Consider the following 24,143-nt stretch of genomic DNA (forward strand, 5'->3'; position numbering starts at 1 on the left):
CCGATCAGGTAGTTGCCGAACACGAGGGACTCCCGGGGGTGGAGGTGGTACGGGGCAGGGGGTCAGCCGAACAGGGCCTGGCCCCACCATTCGCCCGGCTTGCGGACGCCGGGCGGGCACGCGAAGTGGCCGGAGCCGACGTGCGTGATGTACTCGTTCAGCGCGTCGTTCGCGGCGAGCTTCGACTGCAGCGGCACGAATGCCTTGCGGGTGTCGCGCTGGTAGGCGAGGAAGAACAGGCCGGCGTCCAGGCGGCCGAGGCCGTCGGTGCCGTCCGTGAAGGAGAAGCCGCGGCGCAGGATCATCAGCCCGTTGTTGCTGTCCGGGTGCGCGAGGCGGACGTGCGCGTCCTGCTTCATCGCGGACAGGTCCGGGGTGTCCCGCTCCTTCTGCTTGCCGACCGGGGCGCCCTCCAGCTTGCTGCGGCCGAAGACGTCCTCCTGCTCCTTGAGCGAGGTGCGGTCCCAGGTCTCGATGGTCATCCGGATCCGCCGGGCGACCAGGTACGAGCCACCGGTCATCCAGTCCTGGCCGTCGCCGGGGGCGACCCACACGTGGTCGCCGAGCGCCTTGGCGTCCGTCCCGGCGATGTTGTGGGTGCCGTCCTTGAAGCCCATGAGGTTGCGCGGGGTCTGCGCCTCGGGGGTGGTCGAGGAGGTCTTGCCGAAGCCGAGCTGCGACCAGCGGACGTTGACCACGCCCATGCCGATCCGGGCCAGGTTGCGGATCGCGTGCACGGCGACCTGCGGGTCGTCGGCGCAGGCCTGGACGCAGATGTCGCCGCCCGTGCGGTTCTCCTCCAGCCGGTCGCCGGGGAACTTCGGCAGGTCGACGAGGGCCTCGGGCCGCTTGGCCTTGATGCCGAAGCGGTCGGTGCCGTCCTTCTCGAACAGCGTCGGGCCGAAGCCGACGGTCAGGGTCAGCCGCGACGCGGGCAGACCGAGCGCCTCGCCGGTGTCGTCCGGCGGGGCCTCCGGGATGCCGCCGGTCGCGCCGGTGCCGACCTCGCGGCCGCCGGTCATCGCGGCGGCGGCCTTCGTCCACTCCTTCAGCATCTTCACCAGGGCCTCGCGGTCCTTGGTGATGACGTCGAACGCGGCGAAGTGCAGCCGGTCCTGGACGGGCGTGGCGATGCCGGACTGGTGGTCGCCGTAGAACGGGATGTCGACGGTGGAGTCGATGCCGGGGGCGGCGGCGGGCGCGGCCTCGTGCATGGTCGCGGCGGCCACCGAGCCGGCGGCGGCCGCACCCAGGGCGAGGCCTGCACCGGCCCAGCCGATGACGGCGCGGCGGGTGGGGGCGGCCTGGCCGGTGGCGGTGTCCGGCGCGGTGGTCTCGGTGGTCTCGGCGTCCACGGGGCTTCCTTCGGTCCTGTCTCTGCGGATGCCGCGGCGGCCCGGTCGGGCCGCCGCGGCGGGGCGCTGGTGCGGTCGGTCCGGGATCAGCCGGTGACGACGACCGCGGCGGCCAGCTTCGACAGCGGCTCGCCCAGGGAGTTCACCGCGTCCGAGAACGCCTTGCGCTCCGGCTCGGTGATCTTGTCGTAGGAGGTGTAGGCCTCGCCCTGCTTGTACTTGCCGAGCAGCACCTTGATCGCGGCGAACTCGGCGTCCAGGGTCTTGGCCAGCGCGGCGTCCTTCTCGGAGGCGACCGGCTTCAGCAGCTCGTAGGCCTTCTCGGCGCCGTCGACGTTGGCGGCGAAGTCCGACAGGTCGGTGTGGGAGTAGCGGTCCTCCTCACCGGTGATCTTGTTCTTGGAGACCTCGTCCAGCAGCTCCTTGGCGCCGTTGGCCATCGAGGTCGGGGTGATCTCGGCCTTGGCGACGCGGGACTGCCAGTCCTTCAGGTCGGTGACCAGCTGGTCGGCGAGCTTCTTGTCGTCGTCGGTGATCTTGCCGTCGGCCCAGAGCGACTTCTCGAGCTTGTGCCAGCCCGTCCACTGCTGGCCGGCCTCCAGGCCGTCCTCGCGGGTGTCGGTCTTCGGGTCGATGTCGCCGAAGCTCTCGGCGATCGGCTCGGTGCGCTCCCAGCCCACGCGGGAGGCGGCGAACAGCGACTTGGCCTTCTCGGCGTCGCCGGCCTTGACGGCCTCGGCGAACTGGGTCACCACCGGGATGGTGGCGTCGGCCTGCTCCTGCGCGTACGTCCGGTAGGCCTCGACGGCGGCGGCCAGGCGCGGGTCGGCCTTGGCGGCCGGCGCGGCACCGCCGGTGACGGTGATCTTCTGGCGGATGCCGTCGCCGGTCATGCCCGGCTTGCAGGCGATCTCGTACTCGCCGGCCTTGATCTCCGCGTGGATGCTCACGGTGGTGCCCGGGCCGATGTTCTCGCGCTCGGTGACGATCTTGTCGCCGGCGGCGTAGACGTAGACCTCGGTGGACTTCGAGCCCTTGTTCTGGACGGAGAGCTCGACCGCGCCGGCCGGGAAGCTCGTCTTCGCGACCTCGCACGCCGAGTCGGAGGCGGTCACCTTCACCGCGTCCGCGGAGGCGGCGTCGTCCTTCTTGGAGCAGCCGGCCAGGGCTGCGCCGGCCACGGCGATGGTCAGGAGCGTCGCTGCGGTGGAGCGGCGGGCGGGCATGGCGTACTCCGAGGGTGCTGGTCGGTATTCCGGCACCCAGGACAGTAAGGGAAGCAAGCCTAACCTAACAACCTTTCGAACCGTCAGGGAACGCCATCGAATCCCAGCCGTGACCTCGGCACATCACAGCCCGTCGGCGTCCCGGCGCGGGCCCGCGCACCCCTCCGGTGCCGGCCCCGCGGGCACGGCAGAAGGATCGTTCGTCCACCCTCGGTCGGCGGTGGCGCCGAGCCCGCCCGGCCCGCCGGCGCCGCCGCCACCACCCCGGGGTTACCAAGGTCATACGCCGGCCACGCGGCGCCCGCCGCGTACGCTCGGACCGAGGAGGCCACCGATGGACAGTCAGGACTGGGACGAGCGGTACCGCGCCACCGAGCAGCTCTGGGGCGTCGAGCCCAATCGCCGGGTCGTCCGCGAGTGCGAGGAGCTGCCGGCGGGCCGCGCCCTCGACCTCGCCGCCGGCGAAGGGCGCAACAGCATCTGGCTCGCCGAACGCGGCTGGCGGGCCACCGCCGTCGACTTCTCCGCCGTCGCCCTCGACCGCGGCCGCGCCCTCGCCGCCACCCGCCCGGCCGGCACCGCCGACCGGATCGACTGGGTGCACGCCGACGTCCTCGCGCACACCGCCGAACCGGCCGGCTACGACCTCGTCCTGGTCGCCTACCTGCAGCTCCCGGCCGCCGACCGCCGCACCGCGCTGCGCCGGGCCGCCGAGGCCCTCGCCCCCGGCGGCACCCTTCTCGTCGTCGGCCACGACAGCCTCAACCTCACCGAGGGCACCGGCGGACCGCAGGACCCGCGGGTGCTCTTCACCCCCGACGACGTCCTCGACGACCTCGCCGGCACCGGCCTGGAGACCGTCCGCGCCGAACGGGTGCGCCGCACCGTGGCCGCCCCCGACGGCCACGGCACGGCGGGCGAGGCGATCGACGCCCTGGTCCGGCTGCACCGGCCCCGGTAGCCCGTCCCGGACGGGCTCAGCGCGGCCGGGACCTCGCCTTCCTCGGCGAGGCCTCCAGCGCCTGCAGCCCGCCGGCCCGGAACCGGTCCCGCCAGGCGGCCACCAGCTGCGCCGAGTGCCCGAGCCGTCCGGCCGCCTCCTCCGCGGAGGCGTGCTCGCAGGCCAGTACGATCCGGGCGCGCAGTGCGAGTCCGCGGTCCGGTGCGTTCGGCGAGGCCCAGGAGTGCAGCACCGCCCGGTCCGGGTCGGCGATCCGGTTCGCGCCGCCCGCGGGGCGCGGCCGACCCTCGGCGGGCAGGATCGCCTGGCTGTCGGCGTACCGCAGTTCGGCCTGCTCGTCGGCGATCCGGAAGACCGTGCCGATCAGCGGGCGTCCGTGCTGGTCGGCGATGGTGCGCCGGACTTCGAGGCCGCCGGGCGAGGCGTGCTCCGCGGTGCCGCGGGCCAGCTGGACGCTGTCGGCGGCGCGGAGCCTGAGGCCGGCGGCGGCCGCCCAGCCGTACAGCTCGGTGAGGTCCGTCTCGCGGCCGCTCTCCGGCTCCTCGCCGAGCGCCCACGCGGCCCGCCCGAGCCCGGGCAGCAGCACCGTCAGCACCGGGGCGAACCAGGAGTCGGCCGATTGGAGCGTCCGCCCGTCCGTGTCCCGCAGCCGGTGGTCGTAGGCGAGCGCGGCGCGCCGGGGCGGCAGTTCCAGCGCCGCCGCCACCCACGGGTCCGGCGGTCGGCGCAGCAGCCGCCCGTGCCCGGCGGCCGAGCGGGCCGGGCGGAGGAAGGAGCCGGGGAAGGCGTGGGCCGGTGCCGGGCCGGGCGAGGGCCGGGCCGGCCGTCCCTCCCGCGCCGCGAGCACGTAGGTGCCGAGGTGGTCGCCGGCCACGAAGCCCTGGGCCCGCAGGTGCTGCAGGGCGGCCCGCACCGTCTGCCGGTTCACTCCGTACGTGGTGGCGAGCCGCCGTTCCGAGGGCAGGTTCTGCCCCACCGGGAACCGGCCCCGCCCGATGTCCTCCCCCAGGTCGCGTGCGATGTCCAGGTACGCCGGTGCGCGGCGTTCCGTCCGTTGTCCAGGCATGCCGAGGAGACCCCCACTGGTCGTATCCGTAGCGCTACCTCATGACTGTGCACCGTCAGCATAGGGCACTGGTCTGGACCATTGGTCCGCTGCGGGTGAATCTTCGGTGCAGGCCCCGGGTCCGTCCGTCGCCCGCGGTACCCGTCGGGACGGGTAGGGCCGAACGGGCGATATTCCACCGCGCATTGGCCCAGCCGCTGTCGCGGGGCCGGTGATTGGCTCGCAGACTCGGAGTCCGGGGGTGAGATCGAGTGAGAGGCTGTCCAGTGAAGCTCGTCGTACGTCAGCTTGTCGTCGCCGCCACGGCGGCCTCCGTCGGTCTGGGCATGGCCGCCTGCGGAAGCGCCAAGCAGTCCACCAGCTCCGGTGCGTCAGGCGGCGCCTCCGGTGGCACCGTCAAGGTCGGCCTGCTCCTCCCGGAGTCCAAGACCACCCGCTACGAGCAGTTCGACCGTCCGCTGCTCGAGGCGAACATCAAGAAGCTCGTCCCCGGCGCGCAGATCGACTACTACAACGCCAACCAGGACGCGACGCTCCAGCAGACCCAGGTCGACACCGCCCTGACCAAGGGCAACAAGATCCTCGTCCTGGACGCCGTCGACTCCAAGTCCATCCAGGCCTCCGTCCAGAAGGCCCACGACGCCGGCGTCAAGGTGCTCGCGTACGACCGCCTCGCGCAGGGCCCGGTCGACGCCTACGTCTCCTTCGACAACTTCAAGGTCGGCCAGCTCCAGGGCCAGGGCCTGGTGGACGCGGTCGGCGCGAACGCCAGCAAGGGCTCGATCATCATGATCAACGGTTCGCCGACCGACCCGAACGCGGGTCAGTTCAAGGCCGGCGCGCACAGCGTGATCGACGGCAAGCTCACGGTCGGCAAGGAGTACGACACCCCGAACTGGGACCCGAACACGGCCAACCAGGAGACCGCCGCCGCGATCACCGCGATCGGCGGGCCCAACGTCGTGGGCATCTACTCCGCCAACGACGGCATGGCCGCCGGTGCCGCCACCGCCATGAAGGCCGCCGGCATCAGCGTCCCGCTGACCGGCCAGGACGCCCAGCTCGACGGCATCCAGCGCATCGTCGCCGGCACCCAGACGATGACGATCTACAAGCCGTACGAGCCCGAGGCCGAGGCCAGCGCCAAGATCGTCGCGGCCTGGGCCAACGGCACCACGCCCACCCCGAGCGACGTCCCGACCACCGCGACCAGCGGCAGCGGCCAGAAGGTCCCGGCCAACCTGATCACCCCGATCGTGGTCACCAAGTCCAACATCAAGGACACCGTGGTCAAGGACGGCCTGTACACCGTCGACCAGATCTGCACTCCCGCCTACGCCGAGGCCTGCAAGGCCGCCGGTCTCCAGTGACGAGGCGTTCCCACCCGTCCGACCGACAAGGGAGCTGATTTCCGTGGAAGGCCCACCCGTCCTGGCGTTGCGCGGGGTCTCGAAGCGGTTCGGCGCCGTCCAGGCGCTCACCGACGTGGAGCTGGAGGTGCCCGCGGGCGAGGTCGTCGCCCTCGTCGGCGACAACGGCGCCGGCAAGTCCACCCTGGTCAAGGCGATCGCCGGGGTGTACGTCCCCGACGACGGCGTGATCGAGTGGCAGGGCAGGGCCACCAGCATCCACCGGCCGCAGGACTCCCAGCACCTCGGGATCGCGACCGTCTACCAGGACCTCGCGCTCTGCGACAACCTGGACGTGGTGGGCAACCTCTTCCTCGGCCGGGAGATCCGCAAGTTCGGCGTCCTGGACGAGGTCGCCATGGAGAAGCGCTCCCGCGAACTGCTCAGCACGCTCTCCATCCGGATCCCCAGCGTGCGCATCCCGATCGCCTCGCTCTCCGGCGGCCAGCGCCAGACCGTCGCGATCGCCCGCGCCCTGGTCGGCGACCCGAAGGTCGTCATCCTGGACGAACCCACGGCCGCGCTCGGCGTCGAGCAGACCGCCCAGGTCCTCGACCTGGTCGAGCGCCTGCGCGAGCGCGGTCTCGGGGTCATCCTGATCAGCCACAACATGGCCGACGTGATGGCGGTCTCCGACAAGGTCGCCGTCCTGCGGCTCGGCCGCAACAACGGTGTCTTCGACCGCCGGGCCACCAACCAGGAGGAGATCATCTCCGCCATCACCGGTGCCACCGACAACGCCGTGACCCGGCGCAAGGCCCGCGGACAGGAGGGACAGCAGTGACCGACGATCCCACCGGCGGGCCCGGCCAGGAGCCAGGACGCGAACCCGGACGGGTCCCGCTGCCCGAGGACAGCATGCCGAAGGGCGGCGTCAACGCCCCGGTCGACGTCGCGGCCGCCGCCACCCCGGCGGTGGACCCGCGCCTGATCGTCCGCCAGCAGGGCCTGAAGGGCTACGTCCAGGAGTTCCGTCGCCGCGTCAGCAGCGGCGAACTCGGGTCACTGCCCGTCATCGTCGCCCTCATCGTGATCTGGGTGGTCTTCGGCAGTCTGAACTCCAGCTTCCTGTCCGCCCAGAACCTCTCCAACCTCTCCCAGCAGATCGTCGGCACGGGCATGATCGCCCTCGGTGTCGTCTTCGTGCTGCTGCTCGGCGAGATCGACCTCTCCGTCGGCTCGGTCTCCGGCCTGTGCGCCGCGATCTTCGCCGTCATGGACGTCACCCACGGCGTCAACCAATGGGTCGCCCTGGTGTGCGCGCTGGCGGGCGGCGCGGCGGTCGGCCTGATCCAGGGCTTCTTCTTCGCCAAGATCGGCGTGCCGGCGTTCGTCGTCACCCTGGCCGGCAACCTCTTCTGGAACGGCCTCATGCTGCAGATCCTCGGCAGCCAGGGCACCATCAACCTCCCCGGCGACGACATCGTCTCCAAGCTCTACACCACCATCTACGGCGCGCAGATCGCCGCGTACGGCACGGCCGCGATCGGCGTCCTGCTCTTCCTCGCCTCCCAGCTGATCGACGCCAGACGCCGGCAGGCGGCCGGGGTGCCGTCCCGGCCGCCCCTGGACATCGCGCTGCGCACGATCCTCCTCGCCATCGTGGCGTTCCTGGCGGCGTACACCCTCAACCAGTACAAGGGCCTGCCGCTCGCGCTGCTGATCTTCCTGATCTTCATCGTGGTGCTGGACTTCGTGCTCCGCCGCACCACCTACGGACGCCAGATCTTCGCGCTCGGCGGCAACATCGAGGGCGCCCGCCGCGCCGGCATCAACGTGTCGTGGACCCGGATCTCGGTCTTCATGATCACCTCGACCATGGCGGCGATCGGCGGTCTGTTCCTGGCCGCCCAGATCCAGTCGGCCAGCCAGACCTCCGGCGGCGGCAACCTGCTGATGAACTCGATCGCCGCGGCGGTCATCGGCGGCACCAGCCTCTTCGGCGGCCGGGGCTCGACCTGGTCGGCCCTGCTCGGTGCCCTGGTCATCGGCTCGATCCTGTCCGGCATGAACATCCAGGGCCTCAGCAACGCCCTGCAATTCATGATCACTGGTGCGGTGCTGCTGGCCGCGGTCGTCATCGACTCGCTGGCCCGCCGCACCCAGCAGGCGGCCGGCCGGGCCTGACGCCGGGCGGCCTCACGGCCCCTCCCACCGTGTCCACCGGCGGACGCGGCGGGGAGGGGCCGTTCGCGTGCCCGGGTCAGGACGGCCGTGCTGCGGCGGTCGCGGCGGCCGTGGTGGTCGCGGCGGCGTCGGAGGTGCCGGGGTGCTCGGCGGCGTCGAGGTGCTTGTAGAAGAAGGTGCTCGGGCGGAGCGTGCCGGCGGGATCGGCCGCGTAGCCGGGGACGACGCCGAGGGCCGTCCAGCCGGACGAGCGGTAGAGCGGTTCGGCGTCGCTGCCGGCCTCGGTGTCGAGCAGCAGCAGGGTGCGCCCGCGCTCGGCGGCGGCCCGCTCGGCGAGCGCCAGCAGGGTGCGGCCCAGCCCGCGGCGGCGGGCGGTGCTGTGCACCAGCAGCTTGCCGATCTCGGCGCGGTGGGCGCCGTTCGGGTACCGCTCCAGGGCGAGGCTGACCGTACCCAGCGGGGCGCCGGCCGGGCCGGCCGTCCACACCAGCAGGGCGCCGGCGGCGACCGCGTCGGCCCGGGCGCGCCACCACGCCGTCGCGGCCTCATCGGTCAGGTCGGCCGGGAAGCCGACCGAGGCGCCGGCGCGGACGGCGTCGATCAGCAGCCCCGCCAGGGCGGGGGCGGCGGTGTCTAGGGCCTCCGCGGTGAGGAGCTCGGTGCTGTCGTGACCGGCGCTGTGGTGATCGGTGGGCTTGTGATCGGTGGTCGGTGGCACGGGTTCCTCCGGTCAGGGGCGGGCGGTCAGGGGAGGACGAGGGCTAGCACGTAGCGGGCCGGGTCCGGGCCCGGGCTGTGGAAGGCGGTGCGGCCCCAGAGCCGGAAGCGCAGACAGTCCCCGGCCGCGAGGTGGTGCGTCCGCTCCTGGACGGTGAGGTCGAGCCGGCCGGAGAGCAGCCAGAGGTGCTGCTCCAGGCCCGGCACCGACGGTCCGTCGTAGTCGACCGAGGCGCCGGCCGGCAGGGTGCCCTCGACCAGCTCGCCGCGCAGGCCGGCCAGTGGCGGCGACACCGAGCGGCGGACGAAGCCGGAGGCCGGATCCGTCCAGACCGGCTGCTCGGCCGCCCGGACCAGGCCGCTGCCGTTCTCCTCGACCTCGGCGAGCAGCTGCGACATGGTGCGCCCGTACGCCCGGCAGAGCCGGCCGAGGAGTGCCGCGGTCGGGCTGATCTCGGCCCGCTCCAGTCGGGAGAGGGTGGAGCGGCTGACGTCGGCGCGCAGCGCGAGGTCGTCCAGCGACCAGCCGTGGGCGGTGCGGAGCTCGGCGAGGCGGGCCGCGAGCCGGAGGTCCAGTGGGTCGTCGGATCTCATATCAGGGACCTTATCCCATATCTGGGAGACTCCTCCAGCTCGGGCCGCTCGGGCGGCGCCGACCTATCGTTGAGGGGCGTGCCTTCGGGACGAGGAGCGAGCGATGGAACCGGACAGCGGGCAGTTGACCGTCGTGGTACGGCGTTCCGCGCATGCCGTGGTCGTCCGCCCCGAGGGCGAACTCGACCGGGACGGCGAGGCGCCGCTGCGCGACGCCCTGGAGAAGGCCGTCGCCGCCGCGCCCGGACTCCTCGTGGTGGACTGCGCCGGACTCACCTTCTGCGACTCGGCCGGCCTCGACCTGATCCTCGGCGCGCGGGAGGTGGTCGAGACGGCCGGCGGCGCCCTGGTGCTCGCCGAACCCGGCGCCGCGCTCTCCGGGCTGCTGGAGATCGCCGGCGCGGAGGAGGTGCTGCGGGTCTACGGCACGCTCGCCGAGGCCCTCGCCGCCGGCGAGCACTGAGCGCCTCCCCGGCGGATCGGGCGGGCGGGGCGGCGATAGGCTCGTGCCGTGAGTGACGACATGTCGGCGGAGTCCGGGCCGGCCGCCGTACCGCGCTTCGAACGCGGTACGGACGGACCCAAGGTGATCGTCGCCGGTGCGGACGGATCCGACGCCTCCTGGCGCGCGGTCGCCTACGCGGCCGGTCTCGCACGGCGGCAGAACGCCCTGCTCGCGGTGGTCTTCGTCCAACCCGTGCTCGGTGCGGCCGCCGCGCTCGGCCTGCCCGTCGCCGAGGCCACCGCCGCCGTCGCGGAGCACCTCCTCGACGAGATCCGGCTGGGGGTCGAGCGGCTGCGCGGCATCCACGAGATGCGCTGGCAGTTCGTCACCTTCCCCGGGGACCCGTACTCCGGGCTGGTGCGGGCCGCCGACGAACTCAAGGCGGACGCGGTCGTGGTGGGCGCCTCCGAGCAGGCCGGGCACCGGATCATCGGCTCGGTGGCCGTCCGCATGGTGAAGGCCGGCCGCTGGCCGGTCACCGTGGTGCCGTAGGGCGGTTCTTGGTGGGGAGCGCCGCAAGGGGCGGGGGGAACCGCGCAGTTCCACGCGCCCCTATGCGGCATCAGTACGCCTTTGAAGACGCGTCCTAGGCGTTGCGGCGGACCTTGAGGGCCCAGAGGACGAGTGGGACCTGGAGGGGGAGGCGGGCCGCTGCGGCCTCGCGCCAGGGCGAGGGGCGGTGGCGCCAGTCGTACGCCATCTTGACGTTGGCCGGGAAGACGGCCGCGAACAGGCCCGCCGCGGCCAGGGCCCCGGCGGCGCGGGTGCGCGGGGCCAGGACGGCCGCGCCGACCGCGAGTTCGGCCACGCCGCTGGCGTAGGTCCAGGCGCGGGGCGAGCCCGGCAGGGAGCGGGGGACGATCGCGTCGAACTGCCGCGGGGCCGCGAAGTGCGCCACCCCGGCGCCGACCAGCAGACCGCCGAGGGCGCGCGCGGAGAGGGATCGGACGGGCATGCGCGGGACCTCCGGCGGGCGGGAGACTGTTGTTACCCGACAGTAGCGTCTGGAGGGTCGAAGCCGGAAGACGCACCGGGCCGGAACGTCGGCCGCTGCCGCCCGCCCCGCCCTGGCAGACTGCGGCCGTGGAGCTCCTCCTGGTGTCCGACACCCACGTGCCCGCCCGCGCCCGCAGCCTGCCCGGCGAACTGCTGGAGCGGATCGCCGCCGCCGACGTCGTGGTGCACGCCGGGGACTGGACGGACACCGCCACCCTGGACCTGTTCGAGGAGCGCGCCGCCCGCCTGGTCGCCGTGCACGGCAACAACGACGGACCGGAACTGCGCGCCCGGCTGCCCGGGACCGCCCGCGCCGAACTGGACGGGTTGCGGCTCGGCGTCGTCCACGAGACCGGCCCCGCCCGCGGCCGCGAGGAGCGCTGCGCCGCGCTGCACCCCGGCCTGGACGTGCTGGTCTTCGGCCACAGCCACATCCCCTGGGACACCACCGCCGAGGGCGGGATGCGCCTGCTCAACCCCGGCTCGCCGACCGACCGGCGCCGGCAGCCGTACTGCACCTACATGACCGCCCGCATCGAGGCGGGGAGCCTGGTCGCGGTGGAACTGCACCGCCTGCCGCCGCGGCACTGAGACGCCCCGCCGGCGCCCGCGGGAGTCGCGGGCACCGACGGGGCGTGCGCAGGGCGGGGTGTGCGGCCGGGTCAGCCGACGAAGCCGAGCGCGGCGACCGCGCCGATCGCGCCGAGTCCCATGAAGACCGGCATCAGGACCTTGATCTCCACCCAGCTGCCGGCCCGGAAGCGCATCGCCTTCGGCGGGCCGATCGGGTACCAGCGCTTGCGGCCGATCGGGATCGGCCACAGCACCGGGCAGCCGGAGACGGTCAGCGCGTCGCCCAGGCAGTGCACCAGGGCGCCCAGCGCCACCGGCAGGCCGATCCACAGGTAGTCCTGGCCGGGCTGGTCGAACAGCCAGTTCGCGCCGTTGCCCGGCTTGTCGAGCACGCTGGCGAGCGTCCAGGCGCTGGTCGCGCCGAGCAGCCAGACCAGGATGTCGCTGGACATCCGGGCCTGCCGCCACAGCAGCCCCTCGACGGCCAGCACCATGTGGATGAAGAGCACCACCAGGACGCCCCAGCGGTCGCCGTACGCCGAGAACAGCGAGGCCACCACGCCGGACAGCGCGGCCCAGAGCCAGGTGTGGGTGAGGGTGCGGTGGCCGCCGTTGCGGCGGGGGTCGCCCTTGCCGCGGGTCGCCTTGTAGGTGGCGGCACCGATCTTGTCGATGACCTCGCACAGGCCGCGCGACAGCGGGCCGAAGGCGCGGGAGACGGTGGCCGCCTTGTGGTCGAGGTCGGGGGCGAGCGCGGCGCCCGCCGAGATCAGCGCACCCGCCAGCAGGACGGGCCAGGGCATGGGCCGGTCCAGCGAGTACGCGGCCGCTCCTGCGGCCAGCCAGGCCGCCGCTCCGGAGAGCGCGTGTGCCGGTCCCATCATGGTGCTTCCCACCCCATCGCCGCGGTACGGGCGCCGTTGCGCGCTCCTGGTAGGGGCGCAGCATAGCCGAGCCGATCAAGGGCCTGCCCGGGGGCCCTGACCGCCGGTCACCGAGTCCGCCGGGGCGGCCGTTCGGGCCAGGAGCTCCGTGTGCGGACGGTCGGTCGGGCCCGCCTCAGTCCCGCTCGGCGAGCCACTCCCGGGCGTCGGCGACGGCCGTCCTGACCCGGTCGTCCGGGTCGTCGGCGAGGCCCTCCACCAGCTCGGCCCGGCCGGGGGAGGACCAGTCCCAGACCGTGCGGACGAGCGCGGCGCGGACCCGCGGGTCGGGGTGGGCCGCGAGCCGGGCGAGTTCGGCCACCGGGCCCTTGCGGCGCCGTCGCCGTCCGAACCAGTGCAGCAGGTCGAGCAGGACCTCCGGATCGCCGGGACCGCCCGCCGCCGCCAGCCGTTCCAGCAGGACGCGGGTCGGCGGGGGCGGTCCGTCCAGCGGGTGGGACAGCCGCTCGCGCACCCGCCGGCCGCCGTACTCGCCGCGGACCCGGCAGCCGTCGCACTGGCAGGGCCGGCGCCCGTGCGACGCCGGGAAGTACCGCCAGCCGGCCACCTGCGGAGGGCGGCGCAGCCGGTGCACCTCGCCCGCGGCGACCGACCGGGGGAGGAACACCTCCCAGCCCCGCGGGTCCTCCATCGCGGCCAGCTGTCCGGCGGCCTCGGCCGCCGTCACCCGCCGGCCGGGCCTGCCGTAGTGGCGGACCGTCACCGGCTCGGCGTCGTCCAGCCGGAAGTGCACCGCGACCAGGCCGCCGCGGGTGCCGAAGCGGGCGAGCTCGCGCACCCACTGGTGGGTCAGGGTGTACGAGGGCAGCACCGGGAAGCAGTGGACGCCGCGCTCGCCGCGGCCCGCCGCCCGGATGCCCGAGCGGCGGATCCGCGGCGCGTGGGCCGCCGAGGTGAGGTGGACGAAGATCGGCACGGACGCAGGCTAGCGCCCGGCACCGTCAGCCGGGGAGCGGGTTTCCCGCCCGTACCCGGGACCGGCCGGGGGCGGGACGGCGCGGAGCCGCGCCGCGAGGTCCGGGCGGCTCGCCCAGAACGCGGGGCTCCGGCCCGCCACGGCGTCGTGGAGGTCGCCGGGGTACAGGCCGCCCTCCGCCGCCGGGTCCGCCTCCAGCAGGTCGAGCGCCACCGGCACCAGGTGGGGCAGGCCGACGTCCTGGCCGATCAGCAGGCGCAGGCCCTCCGCACCGAGTTCGCCCAACGGCACCCGGCGCAGCGCGTGGGCGGTGGCCACCAACCGGGTGGCACCGGGGCCCGGCGGCGGCCAGGCACCCTCCAGTTCGTCGAGAGAGCGCCCGGGAGGAGCCGGTTCAGCAGTCACAGCCGCAGTCGCAACAGTCGCAGCCGTCACAGCAGTCGCACCCGTCGCAGCAGTCGCAGTCGCAGCCGCTGCAGTCGCAATTGCCGCAGTCGCAGTCGCAGTTGCGCTGGCACCAGCCCTCCTTCTTCTCCCGGCTGAACGGGTCCTCGTGCTCGCAGCACATCAGCTGGCAGGTGCAGGCCATCGCGGCCCACACCGCGCAGCCGGCGAGGCCCGAGCGCCGCGGCTTCTTCGGCGGCAGCGGGGTCGGCGGCTCGCCGATCAGCGGACCGCCCGGGTGCGGGCCGTGCCCGTGGGCGGCACCCCCGTGAGCCGCGCGGGCGTGCGGGTCGTGGGCGTCGGAGCCGTGCGCGTGCTGCCCGCCCGCGGTGACCGAGCAACCCGCGCCGTGGCCGAACACCCGGTCCACCGCGAGGCCGGTCTCGTGCGCGAGCAGCCGGTGCACCAGCGCCCGCTCGGTGAGCTCGACGTCCTTCAGCGCGAGCCGGATGCCGTGCACCGCGTCCCGGCACAGCCGCTCGGCCTCGTCCCGGCCGGTGCCGGTGGCCGTCAGCGGGTTCCACTGCCCGGCGGCCGCGTCCTCCTGCTGGTCCTCCGCCGCGTCCAGCAGGTGCGCCAGCCGGCCGAACAGTCGGCCCGCCTCCGCCAGCGCCGTCGCGTTGCCCGGCCGGCCGGCCAGCACCGCGGTGTGAGCGAAGGCGGCCGCGGTCGCCGTCTCCGTCGGCTCCGTCACCAGCAGCACCGAGGTGCCCGGCCCGGCGGCCCGCTCCAACTCCCCCTGCCGGTCGGCCGCGTCCAGCAGCACCGCGGTGTCGAAGCCCAGCCCCGCGCCGCCGCCCGTGCTCTGCCGGTCCCAGCGCCGGGCCACCGCCCGCGCCCCCGCGGCGACCGGCCGCTTCGCGAACACCCCGTCGGCGTCCAGCACGTGGTCGCGGACCTTCACCGACGCCAGCGCCAGCGACACCGCCGCGGCGAGCCGGGCGCCCTCGCCCTGCGCCACCTCGGCGCTGCGCATGCCGCGCAGCGGGCACGGGCCGGCCGTCCGGCGCCCGCCCGCCGCCCGCGGCCCCTGAGCCTCCACCAGCACGGATATGACGAGGCCGTCGTAGTTGGTGGCCGTCCGGGCCAGCTGCCCGTGGTCGTCGCGCAGCGCCAGGCAGAGCCCGCACAGGTGGGCCGTCCACGAGCTGCGCAGCGTCTCCGACAGGCTGTGCCGACACGGCCTGATGATTCCGAACACCGTTCCCCCTCCCCGTTCGCGGCCCCACGGGCCGCGGTCGAACGGCCGTCATCCTAGGCGGTGCCACCGGGGCCGTGGCCAGGGGCGGGTCGTGCACCCCCGGCCGTGATCGGCCCCCGAGCACAGGTCGGCGGCGGTGGCGGCGCCGGGGTGCCGTCCCCGGCTTGCCGAGCGGGGCCGTCCGGGGGACGGTCGGAGGGGCGGCCGCGGCTTTGCCGAAGGCCCGGCCGTGAACGCGCCGATCCGGGAGGACACCGCCATGAAGGCCGCCGTCGTCCGCGACTTCACCGCACCGCTCGCCATCGAGGACCGCCCGCTGCCGGAGCCCGCCCCGCACCAGGTCCTGGTCCGCATCGAGGCCTCCGGCCTCTGCCACACCGACATCCACGCGGCCCGCGGCGACTGGCCCGTCCGCCCGACCCCGCCGTTCGTCCCCGGGCACGAGGGCGTCGGCGTGGTCGAACGGGCCGGGGACCTCGTCCGGCACGTCGGGCTCGGACAGCGGGTCGCCGTCCCGTGGCTCGCCGACGCCTGCGGCCACTGCGACCACTGCGTCTCCGGCTGGGAGACGCTCTGCCTGCAGCAGCACAACTCCGGCTACTCCGTGGACGGCGCCTACGCCGAGTACGCGCTCGCCCACGGCGACTACGTGGTGCCGGTGCCGGACGGCATCGACCCGATGGACGCCGCACCGCTGTCCTGCGCCGGCGTCACCACCTACAAGGCGGTCAAGGTCGCCGGCTCGGGCCCCGGCACCCGGGTGCTCGTCTCCGGCATCGGCGGCCTCGGCCACCTCGCCCTCCAGTACGCCCGCCTCGCCGGCGCCGAGACGATCGCCGTCGACGTCACCGACGAGAAGCTGGCCCTGGCCCGGGACCTCGGCGCCGACCACGTCCTCGACGCCCGCATCCAGGACGTCCCCGCGCAGACGCAGAAGCTCGGCGGCGCGGACGCCGCGATCGCGCTCGCCGTCAGCAACGACTCGTTCCGGGCCGCGTACGCCGCGCTGCGGCGGGGCGGCACCCTCGTCCTGGTCGCCCTGCCGGCCGGCGGCACCCTGGAGATCCCCGTCTTCGACACCGTGCTGAACGGGACGAAGGTGGTCGGCTCGATCGTCGGCACCCGCCAGGACCTCGCCGAGGTCTTCCGGCTGCACGAACTCGGCCGGACCAGGGTGATCCGGGAGACCCGGCGGCTGGAGGACGTCAACGACTGCTTCGAGGACGTCCTCGCGGGCCGGGTGACGGCCCGGCTGGTCTTCGACCTGCGCTGAGCCGCCGCCGGCCGGCAGGGTCAGACGGCGAGGTAGCCGCCGGGCTCCGCGGTGAACAGCGGGCCACCGGGCCCGGCGACCTGCCAGGCCGCGGTGCCCGCGACGGCGGTGTCCGGCGGCACCGACAGCGTGACGCCCGGCTCGAAGCGCAGCTCCAGCCCGCCGGCCCGGGTCACCGCCGCCCCCGCCACCCGGGCGCCGACCAGCCCGGCCAGCAGACCCGACGCGGGAACCGACAGCCCCGGGTAGAAGTGCTCGACCTCGGCGGCCGTCCGGACTCGGAAGTCGTTCGCCACGGTCAGCACCACACCGCCGGACAGCACCAGCCGCAGCGGCCCGGCCACCTTGACGGCCTCCACCTGCAGCCCGGTCAGCACGGACTCGATCTCGCGGACCATACGACCTCCTCGGGCAGGGCGGCACCGGCCGCTCCACTGCCACGATTGTCATGCCGCAGGCGGGCCGCCGTCACACCCGCCGCGCCGCCCGCCGCGGGTGCCGGGCCGCGCGGAGGCCCGATCACCCGGGACCGGCCGCCGGTGCGCCGTCCACCAGTTCGAGCGGCCCGGCCGCAGCCCCCCGACGGGCCAGCACGGCCGCGGTCCGGCGGTCCCCGGCGGCCGCCGCCGTGCCGCCGGACCGTCCACCGCCCGGGCACCCGCCGTCGAAGACGTACACCAGGCGCGGAGCGCCGCCGGACAGCCAGTCCAGGGCGAGCAGCCGCCCCGGGGCCCGGACCGAACCGAAGCGCTCGCGCAGCACCCGCGCCGCGGCACCCCGCGGCGTCTCCCGGTCGGCCGCCACCGGCTCCTGCACCGAGAGCACCCGGCCGGCCGGACCGGCGACGAGCACCTGGACCTCGGCCCGGATCCGCGGACGGGTCGCGTAGTACGTCTCCCGGTCCATCGGCGGCACCACCGGCGGCCGCTCGCCCCCCGCCAGGTCCAGCCCGGCCGCCCGGGTGTACGGCGGCGCCGGCACCGGCGGCAGCCCGGCCGCCGCCGGCCCGACCGGGAAGCTGTCCTCCATCTCCACCGGACCCGACCCGGCCGGCGCCCGCAGACACGCCGCCACCCGCCGCGACAGCCGGGGCGGCAGCGCCGAGGCCGCCTGCCGGGGCGTCACGAAGGCGTACCCGCCGAGCTCGTCCTCCTGCAGCCGCACGGCCGCCAGCTCCGCCGCGGTCAGCGGCTGCGCCCAGTAGAGGAAGGAGACGATCGGCGGCCGGGTGCGGCTCATCGCCCAGTCCACGCTCGCCAGCGCCAGCAGGCGGGGCCGCAGCCCCATCTCCTCCTGCAGCTCCCGCACGGCGGTCGCCCGCAGCGTCGCGTCCCCGGGCTCCCAGCCGCCGCCCGGCACCTCGACCGGGTGCCGGCTCTCGTACACCGCCCGGACGACCATCACCCGGCCTGCCGCGTCCCGGAACAGCACGCCCGCCGCCGCCAGCGGCCCGGCCACCCCGTCCCACCCCATGGCCCCGCCTCCTCGTTGCCGCGCCCGGCCGCCGCCCGGCCCCGCCCGGCCCCGCGGGCGGGCGGACCGTACGGACGGCATCCGGGACACTCCGCAGCGTAGACGCGGAATCCGGCGGGCGGCGCGCGAGCATGGCCGGATGGCCGTCACCTGCCGCAGGCTCCACGACGAACCCGGACCCGACGAGGGAACCCTCGTCCTGGTCGACCGGCTCTGGCCGCGCGGCCTCAGGAAGGCGGACGCCGGCTTCGACGAATGGGCGAAGACCGTCGCCCCCAGCACCGAGCTGCGCCGCTGGTACGGACACGACCCGGAGCGCTGGACGGAGTTCCGCCGCCGCTACCGCACGGAACTGGACGAACCGGAACGCGCCGGGGCCCTGGACCACCTGCGCGCCCTGGCCCACCGCGGCCCGCTCACGCTGCTCACCGCCTCGCACGAGGTGGGGATCAGCCACGCCGCGTACCTGGCCGAGCTGCTGAACGGCTGAGCCGCGCCAGGGGTCAGGTGCACCAGAACAGGAACGGCGTGCAGGACTTCGACGGTTTCGGCGAGGGGCTGCGGCTGGGCCGCACGGTCGCCGTCGCGGTCGGCCGGGCGGTGGTCGGCGCCGCGGTGGCCGTCGGCGCGGACGCGGAGGCGGAGGCGCTCGGCCGCGCGCTCGCCGACTTCGACGGCTTCGCCGAGACCTGCCGGGTGGGCGCGGCCGAGGTGGTGGCCGGCGCCACGGTGGGCGTGTCGCTCGCCGCCGGCACGGTGTCGTCCACCGGCGCGCTGATCGGGCGCGCGGCGCCGCTGCCGTCCGGTGCCACGAGGGCCAGCACACCGGCGCCGCCGAGGACGAGGCCGGCAGCCGTCAGGATGGCCGCCCGGCGCCGCTTCGGGGCGGCCGTCCGGCGGGAGCGGCGGCGGTGCGGCTCGCCGTCCCGGGCCGGGCGGGCCGTGCTGCGGGCGGGCAGCACGGCCGTCGCGTCCACCGGGGCGGGGCCACCGGCCGCCCCGCAGCCGGGGCAGGACAGTGCGCCGTTGAGGTGGCGTCGGCACGGTGCGCAGTAGTCCATGGGGTCTGCCGGGGTCGGTTCTCGCGCGGCAGGGGCGCGGCCTTGCGAAACGGACCCTACGCACGGCACCCGAACGGCCGACAGGTGTCACGTGTGAGGCTTTCGGGGAGATCCGATGCGGTCCGCAGAGGGGCGGCACGCACGCGAACGGGCCGGCCGCCCCGTCGAGGGGCGGCCGGCCCGCGCGCTGTCCGACCGGCCGGCGGCTAGGAGCCGGCGACCTCCAGCACCTGGGCGTACGGTGCCAGCTTGCGCAGCGACTCGATGCTCTTCAGGCACTGCTCCCGCGACTCCTCCGGGTCGCCGGTGACGACGACCGAGCCGTTGCTGGCCTTCAGGCGGAAGCGGTGGTTGCCCGACTCGTCGACGTACAGCTCGAACTTGCCTGCCATGTCCGTGTTCACCTCTCGACGGGGATCCCCCTCACCGGGCACCGTAGGAACGAACCCCTTCTGCCGCATGCCGGCTGAGGCGTTCGGGTGGGCGCCGGACGGGTGTCCGGAGCCCCGGCGGGCCGGTGCCGCGGCCGCCCGCGCGGCCCCGAGCGGCGCGGCGCGCGGCCGGGGCGGGGCGGGCGGGGTTGCCCGGCGGGCGGGTTGACGTGCGTTCAGGCGGAGTGCGGTGCGGCCGCCGATCGGGAGAAGGCCGGGATGGAGCAGGGACCGGGTGCGCAGGAGGTCTCGGACGCGGTCGGGGGCGGGGGCTGGCGCCTGCTGCTCGGCACGCTGCGCACGCTCGTCCCGGTCGGGTCGGCGGCCCGGGCGGTGGAGGTGCTCGCGGCCGCCGCGGCGGTCTGCGGGGACGAGGCCGACCGGCGGCTGCACGCCGACGTCCGGCCCGGGGCGCTGCTGCTCGCCCTGGTGCCGCCCGCGGGCGCCGGGGTGGGTGCGGCGGAGGTGGAGCTGGCGCGGCGGATCTCCGCCGTCCTGCACGGCGCGGGGGCGGCGGGGGAGCCGCGCTCCGTGCAGCTCCTGGAGATCGGCGTCGACGCGCTGGACGCCGCCGCGGTGCGGCCGTTCTGGAAGGCGGTGCTGGGCTACGCGGACGCCCCGGGCGCGGACGGGCCGTGGGATCCGCTGGTGGACCCGGCCGGGCGGGGCCCGGCGGTCTGGTTCCAGCGGATGGAGCGGCCGCGGCCGCAGCGCAACCGGCTGCACCTGGACGTGACCGTGGCGCACGACGAGGCGCAGCGGCGGGTCGGGGCCGCGCTGGCCGCCGGCGGTCGGCTGGTCTCCGCCGCGCGTGCGCCCGCGTGGTGGGTGCTGGCGGATCCGGAGGGCAACGAGGCGTGCGTGAGCACCTGGCGGGGCCGGGACGGGTAGCCGCAGCGCGCGTGGGCGCTGCGGTGGACCCGGGCGGGACGTCGTGGGTCGACCGCCCGGGTCCACCGGTCCGTGGGACCGGGATCAGCCGGCGGTCACCGAGGTGTCGTCGATCAGGAAGCTGGTCTGGAGGGAGGAGTCCTCCGTGCCGGTGAACTTGATCGTGACGGTCTTGCCCTTGAAGGCCGACAGGTCGAGCGTGCGCTGGACGTAGCCCGTGGTGGCGTCGACGTTCGAGTAGGTGGCCAGGGTGGTGGTCGTGGCGCCGTCGACGACCTGGACCTTCAGCGTGTCGTAGGCGGTGCCGCCCTTCTCGGCCGTGCTGATCCGGTTCCAGAAGGTCAGCTGGGGCGCGGTGGCGGCCGCCGGGACGGTCACCGTCTGCGCGAGCGTGTCGGTGTGGGCGGAGCCGTAGCCGTCCAGCCAGGCGTAGTACGAGCCGGTGCGGGGGGTCGCGCCCGTCTCGTTGGTGATGACGCCGGAGGAGCCCGTCCAGGAGGTCGCGCCGGACTCGAAGCCCGGGTTGAGCAGCAGGTTGCCGCCGGACGGCGGCGGGGTGGTGCCGCTGCAGGTGGTGGCGGTCGGGGCGACGGAGACCGCGTTCCACGCCTTCTCCACCGCGGCGCACTGGGTGCTGCCGCCGCCGTACAGGTCCTTGGCGGCCTTGACGGTGGCGGTGCGGGCACCCGGGTAGTCGGTGTTGGAGGTCATGTAGACCGACAGCGCGCGGTACCAGATCTTGGCGGACGCGTCGTTGCCGATGCCGGTGACCGAGGAGCCGTCACAGGTCGGGCTGTTGCCCCACTGGGACTGGCCGGAGCCGACGGCAAGCAGGAAGAAGAAGTGGTTGCCGACGCCGGAGGAGTAGTGCGGGTCGAGGTTCTTGGTGGTGCTGGACCAGCACTTGACGGACCTGCCGTCCTTGCTCGGGTCGTCCATCCAGCGCAGCGGGGTGCCGTTGCCGTTGATGTCGATCTTCTCGCCGATGAGGTAGTCCGGCGCGTCGGCCGGGCTGTTGGCGTTGAACTCGACCATCGTGCCCATGATGTCCGAGGTGGCCTCGTTGAGGCCGCCCGCGTCGCCGGTGTAGACCAGGTTGGCGGTGGCGGCCGTGACGCCGTGGCTCATCTCGTGGCCGGCGACGTCGATCTCGGTGAACGGCTTGGAACCGACCGCGCCGTCGCCGTAGATCATGGAGAAGCTGGTGTCGTCCCAGCCGGCGTTGTCGTAGTTGGTGCCGTAGTGGACGAAGGAGCGGGCGCCGACGCCGTCGTTCTTGATGCCGTTGCGGTTGAGGACGTTCTTGTAGAAGTCCCAGGTGGCCTGGATGCCGTAGTGGGCGTCGACGGCGACCGTGGCGCGGTCGGTCAGGGCGTTGTTGCCCCAGACGTTGTCGGCGTCGTTGAAGGCCGCGCCCCAGCCGGCCGGCGGCGAGTCGTTGACGGCGAACTGGTTCTGCGCGTCGCGGGTCTCGCCGTTGCCGCGCAGCGGGTCCTTGAGGGTGTAGCTGCTCGTGGAGTTCTGGGTGGTGCTGACGGTGACGTTGCCGACCTGGTAGCCCTTGCCGGTGCCGCTGGAGGCGGCGGCGGGCTGGGCGCCGGGCGGGGTCACGAGGCCGGGGGCCAGCCGGCCCTTGCCGCGCTGGGTGCCGTCCGGGACGAACGCGGAGAAGCTGTCCCAGCTCTGGCCGGGGGCGCCGGTGACGGCGTCGACCAGGACGTGGAAGTGGCTGGGGGAGTGGTCCGGGCCGGTGCCGTTGATCACGACCTCCCAGACGAGCTTCGGCGAGGCGCCGGTGACGTCGACGGTGAGGACGGCGGTGCTGCTGCCGCGGGTGCCGAGGAAGAGCGCGGCGGCCTTGGCGATCGCCTGCTTGTCGGTGACGGAGGGGGTCACCGAGAGCGAGATCGGGGCGGCCAGCGTGAGGCTGGTCGAGTCGAGGGTGCCGTTCGGGGCGGAGTGGACGACCACGTCGCCGCCGCGGACCGGAAGGCCGCGGTAGGTGCGGTTGAAGTGGACGTGGCGGGTGCCGTCCTTGTCGACCTGCACGTTGGTGACCTGGAAACGGTCGTCGGCGCCGGCCTTCACGGCGTTCGGGTGGGCCGCGACCTGGGCGTTGGCGTCCTGCACGGCCTTGCTGTGGGTGGCCGGGGCCTGCGGGCCGGGAGTGGCGGCCACGGCGGGGACACCGGCGCCGGCTATGACGAAGGTGCTGACCGCGAGGGTGACCGAGCTGCTCAGGAGGGGTCTCTTCATGGCGCCGAAGATTGCTAGTTCATATGAATACCAGTCAACGTGCAGCAATTTTGTAAAAATTAACAGACTTCAAGTTTGCGGTTGATGTGAACGGGCCAGGATGTGGAGTCTCGCGGAAACACCCGCTACTGCCTGGGAGTTCGTGATCGTAGCGCAGCCGGCCGTTGCTGCCGGACGGCCGGCGGCTGTGATCGATATCACTCCGCCGCGGCGGTTCGCCGGGCAGTCGCTGGTAAGCTCCTGCGGTGCTGTTCAGCGCCCTTGGAGGGGGTGTTCGCGGACCACGTCCTCGGGCCGTTTGTCCGTCCGCAATCCTTCGAACCGGGGTGCGCGCAGCCGTCCGTCGCGGGTCCACTCGGTGAAGCCGACCCGGGCGACCAGCCGTGGTTCGACCCAGTGCACCCGGCGCTCCCCGGCGGGCGGGTCGGCGAACGGCGGGTCGGGGCGGACGAGGGTGTCGAGCTCGGCCCGCAGCCGGTGCAACAGGGCCGTGTCGAAGCCCGTGCCGACCTTGCCGGCGTAGCGCAGCAGCGCGGCCTCGTAGTACCCGACCAGCAGGGCTCCGAAGCCGGTTCGGCGGCCGGACGGATCGGTGAAACCGCCGACCACCAGCTCCTGGCCCGCGGTGCACGGCAGCTTAAGCCAGTCCGGGGAGCGGCGCGGCACGTACCGGCTGTCGGCGCGCTTGGCGACCAGCCCCTCCCAGCCCCGCGCGCAGGCTTCGGCGAGCGGCACCGGGCCGTCCGCCCGGGCGTGCTCGGTGAAGTGCAGAGGATCGGCGAAGTCCAGCGTCTCGCGCAGCAGTTGCTTGCGGTCCAGCAGAGGCAGCCCGGTGGTGTCGTGCCCCATCAGCGCGGTCAGGTCGAACAGGAAGAAGGAGACCCGCACCCCGGCGGCGGCCGCCCGGACGGGGTCGCGCAGCTGCATCCGCCGCTGCAGCCGGGCGAAACTGGTCCGGCCCTGCCGGTCGAAGGCGACGATCTCGCCGTCCACGGTGAACCGGGGGACCGGCTGCGCGGCGAGCGCCGCCACCAGCTCCGGGTAGCCCCCGGCCATCGGCTCGCCGGTGCGGGAGAACAGCCGGACGGTGTCGCCGTCCCGCTCGGCGACCGCCCGGACGCCGTCCAGCTTGCGTTCCAGCAGCCAGCCGTCGTCGAAGCTGCGGCGGGTGCTCAAAGTGGCGAGCATGGGGCGGATCGGCACGTCTGCGCAGGTACCCGGGGGCCGGTCGGACGGAAACCGTCCCGGCCGCCCTGCCGCCGGGACGGCCCAGTGGGACAGTGGACAGCGGGGGCCGGCAGCTGGAAGGAGCACGCCGATGGACCAGCAACCGATGTCCGGCAGCACGCAGCCCGCAGTCCCGGCGAAGGGCGCGGTGCAGGCCGTGGCGGAGCCGCACTGGCCGATGGAACCGGTCTTCCGGAAGAAGCCGAAGCTGTCGGTGCGGCTGCGCGACATGTTCCTGGGGGTGAGCAGCTCGGCGGTGGTCTTCCTGCTCTCGCTGACCGTCGGCCTGATCATGGTCGAGGTGCAGGTGGACTCCAACTGGATGACGGCCTTCTGCTCACTCGTCTGGGCGATCACCTTCCTCGCGCTGATCGGCTGGTTCCTGGGCCACCGCGGTGGCGACCAGGCGCCGGTCGGCCGGGTGCAGACGGCCTGAACCCGCATCCTCCCCGGACGCGGCAGGGGCGGGGCACGCAGCGTGCGTGGCCCGATAGGAT

At 74.4% G+C, this 24,143-nt stretch carries 27 protein-coding genes; 12 read left to right on the top strand and 15 right to left on the bottom strand.

The window, feature by feature from the left end; translation table 11 throughout:
* Positions 1–62: 62 nt before the first annotated feature.
* Positions 63–1,355 carry an iron uptake transporter deferrochelatase/peroxidase subunit gene (gene efeB / locus AB0O09_RS36665; protein ID WP_363549623.1) on the bottom strand — a complete coding sequence of 431 codons (1,293 nt, stop codon included), beginning with the start codon at positions 1,353–1,355 and terminating at the stop codon, positions 63–65.
* Between the two features lie 86 nt (positions 1,356–1,441).
* Positions 1,442–2,581 (bottom strand): iron uptake system protein EfeO, encoded by a 1,140-nt coding sequence (gene efeO, locus AB0O09_RS36670; RefSeq protein WP_363549626.1) that lies wholly within the window; start codon positions 2,579–2,581, stop codon positions 1,442–1,444.
* A gap of 334 nt (positions 2,582–2,915) precedes the next feature.
* Between efeO and AB0O09_RS36675 the strand changes: the two genes are divergently transcribed.
* Entirely contained in the window at positions 2,916–3,542 is a 627-nt protein-coding gene (locus tag AB0O09_RS36675; RefSeq protein WP_363549629.1) for a methyltransferase domain-containing protein, read from the top strand.
* Positions 3,543–3,558: 16 nt separating this feature from the next.
* Here AB0O09_RS36675 and AB0O09_RS36680 read toward each other — a convergent pair whose 3' ends face one another.
* Positions 3,559–4,608 (bottom strand): GntR family transcriptional regulator, encoded by a 1,050-nt coding sequence (locus AB0O09_RS36680; protein WP_363549632.1) that lies wholly within the window; start codon positions 4,606–4,608, stop codon positions 3,559–3,561.
* Between the two features lie 326 nt (positions 4,609–4,934).
* Between AB0O09_RS36680 and AB0O09_RS36685 the strand changes: the two genes are divergently transcribed.
* The 3 genes from AB0O09_RS36685 (at position 4,935) to AB0O09_RS36695 (ending at position 8,144) form a co-directional block, all read left to right on the top strand.
* Positions 4,935–5,978: a substrate-binding domain-containing protein gene (locus AB0O09_RS36685; protein WP_363549668.1), complete on the top strand. Its 1,044-nt coding sequence runs from the start codon at positions 4,935–4,937 to the stop codon at positions 5,976–5,978.
* A 43-nt stretch (positions 5,979–6,021) separates the two neighbouring features.
* Positions 6,022–6,801: an ATP-binding cassette domain-containing protein gene (locus AB0O09_RS36690; RefSeq protein WP_363549635.1), complete on the top strand. Its 780-nt coding sequence runs from the start codon at positions 6,022–6,024 to the stop codon at positions 6,799–6,801.
* 74 nt (positions 6,802–6,875) lie between these two features.
* Positions 6,876–8,144 (top strand): sugar ABC transporter permease, encoded by a 1,269-nt coding sequence (locus AB0O09_RS36695; RefSeq protein ID WP_363549670.1) that lies wholly within the window; start codon positions 6,876–6,878, stop codon positions 8,142–8,144.
* 76 nt (positions 8,145–8,220) lie between these two features.
* Here the strand turns inward: AB0O09_RS36695 and AB0O09_RS36700 are convergent, their stop codons facing one another.
* Together AB0O09_RS36700 and AB0O09_RS36705 are read right to left on the bottom strand one after the other, a co-directional pair.
* Entirely contained in the window at positions 8,221–8,760 is a 540-nt protein-coding gene (locus tag AB0O09_RS36700) for a GNAT family N-acetyltransferase (protein WP_363549672.1), read from the bottom strand.
* Positions 8,761–8,888: 128 nt separating this feature from the next.
* Positions 8,889–9,455: an XRE family transcriptional regulator gene (locus AB0O09_RS36705; RefSeq protein WP_363549638.1), complete on the bottom strand. Its 567-nt coding sequence runs from the start codon at positions 9,453–9,455 to the stop codon at positions 8,889–8,891.
* Positions 9,456–9,558: 103 nt separating this feature from the next.
* On the opposite strand from AB0O09_RS36705, the gene AB0O09_RS36710 reads away from it, so the two are divergent.
* Together AB0O09_RS36710 and AB0O09_RS36715 are read left to right on the top strand one after the other, a co-directional pair.
* Positions 9,559–9,918 (top strand): STAS domain-containing protein, encoded by a 360-nt coding sequence (locus AB0O09_RS36710; protein WP_363549640.1) that lies wholly within the window; start codon positions 9,559–9,561, stop codon positions 9,916–9,918.
* 60 nt (positions 9,919–9,978) lie between these two features.
* On the top strand, positions 9,979–10,452 hold the full coding sequence (locus AB0O09_RS36715; protein WP_363549674.1) for a universal stress protein: 474 nt from the start codon (positions 9,979–9,981) through the stop codon (positions 10,450–10,452).
* Between the two features lie 94 nt (positions 10,453–10,546).
* Here AB0O09_RS36715 and AB0O09_RS36720 read toward each other — a convergent pair whose 3' ends face one another.
* A complete protein-coding gene (locus AB0O09_RS36720) occupies positions 10,547–10,915 on the bottom strand; it encodes a MauE/DoxX family redox-associated membrane protein (RefSeq protein WP_344624267.1) in 369 nt (122 codons plus the stop codon).
* A 128-nt stretch (positions 10,916–11,043) separates the two neighbouring features.
* Between AB0O09_RS36720 and AB0O09_RS36725 the strand changes: the two genes are divergently transcribed.
* On the top strand, positions 11,044–11,547 hold the full coding sequence (locus AB0O09_RS36725) for a metallophosphoesterase (RefSeq protein WP_363549642.1): 504 nt from the start codon (positions 11,044–11,046) through the stop codon (positions 11,545–11,547).
* A gap of 71 nt (positions 11,548–11,618) precedes the next feature.
* Here AB0O09_RS36725 and AB0O09_RS36730 read toward each other — a convergent pair whose 3' ends face one another.
* The 4 genes from AB0O09_RS36730 to AB0O09_RS36745 form a co-directional block, all read right to left on the bottom strand.
* Entirely contained in the window at positions 11,619–12,413 is a 795-nt protein-coding gene (locus tag AB0O09_RS36730; protein ID WP_030269391.1) for a metal-dependent hydrolase, read from the bottom strand.
* Between the two features lie 175 nt (positions 12,414–12,588).
* Positions 12,589–13,389 carry a HEAT repeat domain-containing protein gene (locus AB0O09_RS36735; protein WP_363549644.1) on the bottom strand — a complete coding sequence of 267 codons (801 nt, stop codon included), beginning with the start codon at positions 13,387–13,389 and terminating at the stop codon, positions 12,589–12,591.
* 9 nt (positions 13,390–13,398) lie between these two features.
* Complete coding sequence (locus AB0O09_RS36740) at positions 13,399–13,824, bottom strand: contact-dependent growth inhibition system immunity protein (RefSeq protein ID WP_363549647.1); 426 nt, start codon at positions 13,822–13,824, stop codon at positions 13,399–13,401.
* Entirely contained in the window at positions 13,784–15,034 is a 1,251-nt protein-coding gene (locus tag AB0O09_RS36745) for a DUF5685 family protein (RefSeq protein ID WP_363549649.1), read from the bottom strand. Before AB0O09_RS36745 ends, AB0O09_RS36740 begins: the two co-directional genes overlap by 41 nt.
* A 259-nt stretch (positions 15,035–15,293) precedes the next feature.
* Here AB0O09_RS36745 and AB0O09_RS36750 point away from each other — a divergent pair, with 259 nt between their 5' ends.
* Positions 15,294–16,307 carry a zinc-dependent alcohol dehydrogenase gene (locus AB0O09_RS36750; protein WP_363549677.1) on the top strand — a complete coding sequence of 338 codons (1,014 nt, stop codon included), beginning with the start codon at positions 15,294–15,296 and terminating at the stop codon, positions 16,305–16,307.
* 20 nt (positions 16,308–16,327) lie between these two features.
* On the opposite strand, the gene AB0O09_RS36755 is transcribed toward AB0O09_RS36750, so the two are convergent.
* Both AB0O09_RS36755 and AB0O09_RS36760 read right to left on the bottom strand, forming a co-directional pair.
* On the bottom strand, positions 16,328–16,705 hold the full coding sequence (locus tag AB0O09_RS36755) for a DUF6188 family protein (protein WP_363549652.1): 378 nt from the start codon (positions 16,703–16,705) through the stop codon (positions 16,328–16,330).
* Positions 16,706–16,826: 121 nt separating this feature from the next.
* Positions 16,827–17,780: an NUDIX hydrolase gene (locus AB0O09_RS36760; protein WP_363549654.1), complete on the bottom strand. Its 954-nt coding sequence runs from the start codon at positions 17,778–17,780 to the stop codon at positions 16,827–16,829.
* A 139-nt stretch (positions 17,781–17,919) separates the two neighbouring features.
* Between AB0O09_RS36760 and AB0O09_RS36765 the strand changes: the two genes are divergently transcribed.
* A complete protein-coding gene (locus AB0O09_RS36765) occupies positions 17,920–18,270 on the top strand; it encodes a DUF488 family protein (protein WP_363549656.1) in 351 nt (116 codons plus the stop codon).
* Between the two features lie 17 nt (positions 18,271–18,287).
* Complete coding sequence (locus AB0O09_RS36770; RefSeq protein WP_363549658.1) at positions 18,288–18,836, top strand: hypothetical protein; 549 nt, start codon at positions 18,288–18,290, stop codon at positions 18,834–18,836.
* 211 nt (positions 18,837–19,047) lie between these two features.
* Here AB0O09_RS36770 and AB0O09_RS36775 read toward each other — a convergent pair whose 3' ends face one another.
* Complete coding sequence (locus AB0O09_RS36775) at positions 19,048–19,233, bottom strand: DUF1508 domain-containing protein (RefSeq protein WP_263106398.1); 186 nt, start codon at positions 19,231–19,233, stop codon at positions 19,048–19,050.
* A gap of 258 nt (positions 19,234–19,491) precedes the next feature.
* Between AB0O09_RS36775 and AB0O09_RS36780 the strand changes: the two genes are divergently transcribed.
* Entirely contained in the window at positions 19,492–20,163 is a 672-nt protein-coding gene (locus AB0O09_RS36780) for a VOC family protein (protein ID WP_363549660.1), read from the top strand.
* An 84-nt stretch (positions 20,164–20,247) separates the two neighbouring features.
* On the opposite strand, the gene AB0O09_RS36785 is transcribed toward AB0O09_RS36780, so the two are convergent.
* Both AB0O09_RS36785 and ligD read right to left on the bottom strand, forming a co-directional pair.
* Positions 20,248–22,419 (bottom strand): M4 family metallopeptidase, encoded by a 2,172-nt coding sequence (locus AB0O09_RS36785; protein WP_363549662.1) that lies wholly within the window; start codon positions 22,417–22,419, stop codon positions 20,248–20,250.
* 252 nt (positions 22,420–22,671) lie between these two features.
* Positions 22,672–23,607 carry a non-homologous end-joining DNA ligase gene (gene ligD / locus AB0O09_RS36790; protein ID WP_363549664.1) on the bottom strand — a complete coding sequence of 312 codons (936 nt, stop codon included), beginning with the start codon at positions 23,605–23,607 and terminating at the stop codon, positions 22,672–22,674.
* 130 nt (positions 23,608–23,737) lie between these two features.
* On the opposite strand from ligD, the gene AB0O09_RS36795 reads away from it, so the two are divergent.
* Entirely contained in the window at positions 23,738–24,082 is a 345-nt protein-coding gene (locus AB0O09_RS36795) for a hypothetical protein (protein ID WP_363549666.1), read from the top strand.
* Positions 24,083–24,143 lie beyond the last annotated feature (61 nt).

It is taken from the genome of Kitasatospora sp. NPDC093679 (assembly GCF_040683455.1).
Classification (GTDB): Bacteria; Actinomycetota; Actinomycetes; order Streptomycetales; family Streptomycetaceae; genus Kitasatospora; species Kitasatospora arboriphila.